We start from the raw sequence: 6,444 nt of genomic DNA on the forward strand, positions 1-6,444 counted from the left end.
CGCCGTGCGACGCGGGAGGCGGGAGCCTGCGACCGAAGGCCGACCGGCGCAGCACGGCGTCGCTCGCGCGTTCCGACAGCGACCGGCGACCGGCGCCGGCGCGGGTGGGCATCGTGGGGCCCGCTTCGAGGGCGGCGTAGTAGTTCTCGGCGGTGCGGACCGCCGTGTTGCGCCACGTGAAGCGTTCCAGTACCCGTTCGCGGCCCGCGAGCGCCAGGCGGGCCCGCAGGTCGGGGTCGTCGAGGAGTCTGCCGATCGCGGCGCGCAGCGCCTCCGGGTCGCCCGGCGCGACCGCGAGACACGTCTGGCCGTCCGGTCCGGCGACCTCGGGGATCGCGCCGCCGGTGGTGGCCACGAGCGCGGTCCCGCACGCCATCGCCTCCGCGGCGGGCAGCGAGAAACCCTCGTACAGCGACGGCACGCACGCGACCTCGGCGCTGCGGATCAGGTCCGCGAGTTCGTCGTCGGTGATGCCGGACACGAAGCGGATTGAGTCGGTCAAACCGAGCCGGTCGATCGCGCGCAGGACCGGTCCGTCGCCCTTGGGCTTGCCGACCACGACGAGTTCGAGCCCGTCGTGGTCGGTGCGCAGCTTGGCGAGTGCCTCGACGAGGTGGATCAGGCCCTTGAGCGGGACGTCGGCACTCGCGGTGGTGACGATGCGGCCCGCCACCTTCGCGGTGGCCGGGTCGGGCCGGAAGCGGTCGGTGTCGGCGCCCACGGGCACCACGGTGATGCGCGTCGGGGAGACCCCGAGGTGGTCGACGATCTCGGCCTTGGACGAGTCGGACACGGTGAGTACGTCGGACAGGCGCGCGGACACTCGTTTTTGCATCGTGGTGAAGCCGTACCAGCGGTGCAGCGTGGCCTTGCGGCGCAGCGTGGTCGCCTCGCCGATCTCCAGGGCGCGGTCCACCGTGATCGGGTGGTGGATCGTGGTCACGAGCGGGAAGCCGAGCCGGGGCAGCCCGAGTTGGCCGTAGCCCAGGGTCTGGTTGTCGTGCACGACGTCGAATTCGCCGCGCCGGGCCGCGAGGTGGCGCCACGCGCGCAGCGAGAAGGTCAGCGGCTCGGGGAAGCCCGCGGTGAGCATGCCGCCGACTTCGAGCACGTCGATCCAGTCGCGATACTCGCGCACGTGCGGGAGTCGGAACGGGTCGGGGTCGCGGTACAGGTCCAGGCTGGGCAGCGTGGTGAGCTTGACGCCCTCGTCGACGACCGCGTAGGGCGGGCCCGAGATGACCTCGACGTGGTGGCCCAGGCGGGTCAGTTCGCGTGAGAGGTGGCGCACGTACACGCCCTGTCCGCCGCAGTACGGGTCACCCCGATACGCCAGAAGGGCGATTCGCAGGGGCCGCTTCGGGGAGGTCCGCGCCGGGTCCACCCGGGCATCCACAGCTGGTGCGGTCTCCCGTATCACGAATGGCCCCCTGTCGCTGCCCTCGTCGGAGCATAGTAGTCGCGTAATCTAGAACAAGTTTCATTATCTGCTCGTCGGAGATCAGCCAAGATACCGCCGGGTACCCATCGTGACGGTCCCTGGGTGACCTGTAACACACCGGCCGGCAATGCGCCGCGCATCGAAAGGCTGAGCATGACGACGTACACGAAGGCCGACCGGGCACCGTTGACCGAGCGACAGGAGGCCCGCCGCAGGCGGATTCTGCGTGCCACCACCCAGCTCGCGGCCCGCGGCGGCTACGAATCGGTACAGATGCGCGAGGTGGCCGAGCTGTCCGAGGTCGCGCTCGGCACTCTGTATCGATACTTCCCGTCCAAGGTGCACCTGCTCGTGGCCACCATGTACGACCAACTGGAACGGTTGCACGGCCAGTTGCGCCGTCGGCCGCCGAAGAGCCTGGGCCCGCGCGAGCGGGTCGTGGACACCCTGCTCCGGGCCTTCCGGGGCATGCAACGCGAGCCGCATCTGACCGAGGCGATGATGCGCGCGCTGCAGTTCGCGGACCGTTCGGTAGGCGCCGAGGTGGACACGGTCAGTCGGGTCACCACGTCGATGATCCTGGAGGCCATCCACGGCGACGAACCGGCGACGGAGCCCACCGCCGAGGATCTCGCGGTGATCCGTGTGATCACCCACACGTGGCACTCGTCGCTGATCGCCTGGCTGAACGGCCGAGCCTCGATCGCCCAGGTGCGCACGGACATCGAAACGGTGACCCGGCTGATCCGCGACGACGGCGAAGCCGAAGGCGCCTGATCCCCGGGGCGGGCCACGGAAATGATCTTGGAGTGTGGGGGCTCCGGAGATCGCGGCGACCCCCTCGACTCCAAGATCGTTTCGGCTCCGAGATCGTTTCGGTGGGTCGGTCGTCGTCAGTCCGGCGGGAAGACCGTCTTGCCCGTAGCGACCTCGATGATCGAGATGGCCTCGACGGGGCAACTCTCGGCCGCCTCCAGGATCTCGTCGGAGGCGTCCATCTCCTCCGCTCGCGGGTGGGACTGCCGGCCCGCGTCCAGCTTGAAGTCGGCGGGGGCACTGCCGATGCACATGCCCGAACCGATACAGACGCTTCTGTCGACCTCGACGCGCCAGCGATCACCCATCAGTTTTTCCCTCTTTCCCGTTGCGCCGAGCCGCGGCCCGCCCCCGCGAGGGCGGGCCGCACAGCAGATCGAACCGTGCTCAGGCCTCGTAGCCCGCGGGCAGCGCGATCGACTTGGCCTCGGTGTACGCGCCGAGGCCCTCGATGCCGAACTCCCGGCCGATGCCGGAGTTCTTGAAGCCGCCGAACGGTCCGAAGAAGTCCAGGCCGAACGTGTTGACCGAGTAGGTCCCCGTGCGGATCTTGCGGGCCACCTCGATGCCGCGCTCGATGTCGGTGGTCCACACGCTGCCGGACAGGCCGAAGTCCGAGTCGTTCGCGAGCGAGATCGCCTGCGCCTCGTCGTCGTAGGGGATCAGCGCGACCACCGGGCCGAAGACCTCCTCCTGCGCGATGCGCATGGAGTTGTCCACGTCGCCGAACAGGGTGGGCTCGACGTACCAGCCCTTCTCCTGCGACTCGGGACGGCCGCCGCCCGAGAGGAGCTTGGCGCCTTCCTCCTGGGCGATCTTGATGTAGTCGAACGAGCGCTGCTGCTGCCGCTTGGCCACCAGCGGGCCGACCTGGGTCTCGGCCGCCATCGGGTCACCCGTCACCAGGTTGTCCACCCACGCGGTGAAGCGCTCGGCGATCTCGTCGTAGCGGCTGCGCGGGGCCAGGATGCGGGTCTGCGCGACGCACGCCTGACCGTTGTTCATGTACGAGTTGGGCAGCAGCGTGTTGGCGGTGTGCTCCAGGTCGGCGTCGGGCAGGATGATCGCCGCCGACTTGCCGCCCAGTTCCAGCGTGACGCGGGTGAGGTTGCGCGCGGCGACCTCCATGATCCGCTTGCCCGCGCCGACCGAGCCGGTGAACGCGACCTTGTCGATGCCGGGGTGCCCGACCAGGTACTCGCTGACCTCACGGTCGGCGGCCACGATGCTCAGCACGCCGTCGGGCAGGCCGGCCTCGCGACAGATCTCGGCGAGGATGTACGAGTCGAGCGGGGTCTCCGGCGACGGCTTGAGCACGATCGTGCAGCCGGCCGCGATGGCCGGGGCGAGCTTGGCCGCGGTCACGAACTGCGGGACGTTCCACGGCACGACGGCCGCGACGACGCCGACCGGCTCGCGGCGCACCAGGAGCGGGTTGAGCAGCCCGGCGCGCTTCTCCTCCCACTGGTAGTCCTTGGCGATCTTGGCGACCGTGTCGTAGATCATCCCGGCGCCGATCGCCTGCGCGAACAGGCCCCAGGTGACCGGGGATCCGTTCTGCGACGTGACGACCTCGGCTATCTCCTGCGACCGCGTCATGAAGCCGTCGCGGATCTTCTCCAGGATCGTGATCCGCTCGTCGAGCGACATCCGGGGCCACGGGCCCTCTTCGAACGCCTTGCGCGCGGCGGCCACCGCCGCGTCCACGTCCGCGGTCGACGCGTGCGGAACCCGCGCGATGACCTCCTCGGTGTGGGGCGAGACGACCTCGATCGTGTCCTTGCCAAGCGGGTCCACCAGCTGTCCGCCGATGACCAGTTGGCTGTGTTCCACGATTTCCGTCATCACGGTCCTCCTCGGTGCCGGCGTGCGTGCACGCCACGCGATACAGGGATGTCGATGTCAGGGTCACGCGCTTCGACGAGAACTCCATGGGACGAGAACTTCGCCTGCGACGCGACTGCAACTCTGACTAGAACAGATATCAGTTTGCCGATGAGGGAACAACGCATTCGGGGCTCGAATGAGACTGGAGTCTCACCGGCTGCCAGGTAAGGATCGTACGTGCCGAAGCTCGATCTGACGACCCCTCGGATCACTGGCACGATCCAGTGTGAGAGAACGTGTTCTATGGTGATCATCGAACCCGTGCGGCCAACGCGAGTCCGGATGGCGCCACTTCGAGAAGCTTCGAGAAGGAGGCCGCCTCATGACCACAGCACCCTCGCGCCCCACCCCGCGCGTCGCGGACCTCGGCAACGGCGTGTGGACCGTCCCCGTGCCGATCCCCGACAACCCCCTCGGCGTCACGCTCGTCTACGTCCTGGAGACCGAAGCCGGCCCGGTCCTGGTCGACGCCGGCTGGGACGACCCGATCTCGTACCAGGCCCTGGTCGACGGCCTGATCGAGGTCGGTACGACGATCGAGGACGTGCACGGCGTCCTGGTCACGCACGCCCACCCCGACCACCACGGCCTGTCCGAGAAGGTCCGCGAGGCGTCCGGCGCGTGGATCGCGTTGCACGCCGCCGACGCCGAGCAGGTCGACCTGATCAACAACGCGCCGCGCGAGGCGTGGCTGCGCCACCACCTGGAGGTGCTCACCCTCGCGGGCGCGCCGCAAGACGCGCTCGACGCGCTGACCCGGCATCGCGAGGTGAGCGTGACCCGCCCGCGACTGCACTACGCGGTCCCGGACCGCGAGTTGGTCCACGGCGAACTCGCGCCGGCGCCGGGCCGCGCGATCCGCACGGTGTGGACGCCGGGCCACACCCCGGGCCACGTGTGCCTGCACCTGGAGGACGGTGACGGCCGGTTGCTCTCCGGCGATCACCTGCTGCCGTCGATCACGCCACACATCGGGCTCTACGACGAGGCCGAGGAGGCGGATCCGCTCGGTGACTTCCTGGCCTCGCTGACACGTGTCGCACAACTGCCGATCACGGGCGTGCTGCCGGCCCACGAGCACGTGTTCTCGGACGCGGCCGGCCGAGCGGCCGAGGTCGCGGCGCTGCACGAGGAGCGGTTGAGCGCGCTGCGTACGCGGCTGTGCGAACGGTCGCTGACGCTGTGGCAGATCGCCGAGGGGATGGACTGGAACCGGCCGTGGGCGCAGTTGGGCGCGCAGAACCGGCAGTTGGCGCTGAGCGAGGCGGCGGCCCACCTGCGGCACCTGGTCAAGCGCGGTCGCGCGCAGGCGGAGGCCGGCGGCGGACCGGCTCGCTACACGGCGTTGTGACCCAGGTCGGGTGGGGCGGGCCCGGGTAGGGTGGCCGGGGTCCCCTCGGGGGCTCGAACCGGTCGGTGGGCCCGATTCGGTCAGTCGAGTGGGTTCGATGCGGTCGGTCCGGTGGGCTCGATTCGATCGGCCCGGTCGGCTCGACGGTGTCGGTGCCCACGCTCAGCGAAAGGCACCGCATGCCCTCCCCCCGACGCCGCACGCGCGCCGCGGCCGCCACCGTGCTCACGACGGCGCTGCTGAGCTCGGTCTGGACGGGTGGTGTGGCGGGGGCCGCCACCACACCGCCGGACGGTCCGGGCGGCTCGCTCCGCTCGGCCGCGGCCTTCGGTCGGCTGCCGGCGGCGACACCCGTGGCCCCGCCGGCGATGTACGGGAAGAGCGATCCGAGTGCGGACGGGGTGTACCGCCAGTCGCTCGCGATCGTCGCGCTCGCGTCCGCCGACGCGCGGCCCGCGCCCCAGGCGGTCGAGTGGCTGCTCGCCCAGCAGTGCGCCGACGGCGGCTTCGCCACATATCGGGCCGACCCGGGCGTGCCGTGCGATGTCGCCCGCGAGGACACCGTCGCGACCTCAATCGCGGTACAGGCGTTGGTGTCCCTGCGCACGTATGCCACGCAGGCCGGGCGCGGCGCCGACTGGCTCAAGTCCAAGCAACTGCCCGACGGTTCGTATGCGGCCTTCCCGGGCGCCCCGGCTCCGGTGGGTGACCCGACCTCGACGGCGTTCGCGGTCAACGCGCTGGTCGCCACCGGGGTGAATCCGGACACGCAAAAGACGGCGCAGGGTCGCACCCCGGCCGACGCGCTGAAGTCGATGCAGGTCGTGTGCCCGGCGCCGACCGAGGCGCTGGGCGCGTTCCGGGGCGCCGCGGGCGGGGCCGGCGATCCACTCGTCACGGCGCGCGCGACGCTCGCGCTCGGCTACGGCAAGCTGCCGGCCGTGCCGAC

6 protein-coding genes are annotated in these 6,444 nt (G+C 70.5%); 3 read left to right on the forward strand and 3 right to left on the reverse strand.

Going from position 1 to position 6,444, the window contains the following annotated elements:
- On the reverse strand, positions 1 to 1,384 hold a 1,384-nt coding region (locus GT354_RS44055; RefSeq protein WP_346012452.1), incomplete at its 3' end, for a glycosyltransferase family 4 protein.
- Positions 1,385 to 1,594: 210 nt separating this feature from the next.
- On the opposite strand from GT354_RS44055, the gene GT354_RS44060 reads away from it, so the two are divergent.
- Entirely contained in the window at positions 1,595 to 2,218 is a 624-nt protein-coding gene (locus tag GT354_RS44060) for a TetR family transcriptional regulator (protein WP_161362780.1), read from the forward strand.
- Positions 2,219 to 2,334: 116 nt separating this feature from the next.
- Here GT354_RS44060 and GT354_RS44065 read toward each other — a convergent pair whose 3' ends face one another.
- Positions 2,335 to 2,565: a ferredoxin gene (locus GT354_RS44065; RefSeq protein ID WP_161362783.1), complete on the reverse strand. Its 231-nt coding sequence runs from the start codon at positions 2,563 to 2,565 to the stop codon at positions 2,335 to 2,337.
- 79 nt (positions 2,566 to 2,644) lie between these two features.
- A complete protein-coding gene (locus GT354_RS44070) occupies positions 2,645 to 4,102 on the reverse strand; it encodes an aldehyde dehydrogenase (protein WP_161362785.1) in 1,458 nt (485 codons plus the stop codon).
- Between the two features lie 364 nt (positions 4,103 to 4,466).
- On the opposite strand from GT354_RS44070, the gene GT354_RS44075 reads away from it, so the two are divergent.
- Together GT354_RS44075 and GT354_RS44080 are read left to right on the forward strand one after the other, a co-directional pair.
- Positions 4,467 to 5,495: an MBL fold metallo-hydrolase gene (locus GT354_RS44075; protein ID WP_161362787.1), complete on the forward strand. Its 1,029-nt coding sequence runs from the start codon at positions 4,467 to 4,469 to the stop codon at positions 5,493 to 5,495.
- 179 nt (positions 5,496 to 5,674) lie between these two features.
- A partial coding sequence (locus GT354_RS44080) for a terpene cyclase/mutase family protein (protein ID WP_161362789.1) occupies positions 5,675 to 6,444 on the forward strand: 770 nt, incomplete at its 3' end.

This window comes from Streptomyces sp. SID3343, from assembly GCF_009865215.1.
In the GTDB taxonomy this organism is placed as follows: Bacteria; Actinomycetota; Actinomycetes; order Streptomycetales; family Streptomycetaceae; genus Embleya.

What these genes read in the sequence shown, in the direction of transcription:
- GT354_RS44065 (WP_161362783.1), bottom strand. Translation starts at nt 2,565, where the DNA reads ATGGGTGATCGCTGGCGCGTCGAGGTCGACAGAAGCGTCTGTATCGGT.
- GT354_RS44060 (WP_161362780.1), top strand. Translation starts at nt 1,595, where the DNA reads ATGACGACGTACACGAAGGCCGACCGGGCACCGTTGACCGAGCGACAG.
- GT354_RS44070 (WP_161362785.1), bottom strand. Translation starts at nt 4,102, where the DNA reads ATGACGGAAATCGTGGAACACAGCCAACTGGTCATCGGCGGACAGCTG.
- GT354_RS44075 (WP_161362787.1), top strand. Translation starts at nt 4,467, where the DNA reads ATGACCACAGCACCCTCGCGCCCCACCCCGCGCGTCGCGGACCTCGGC.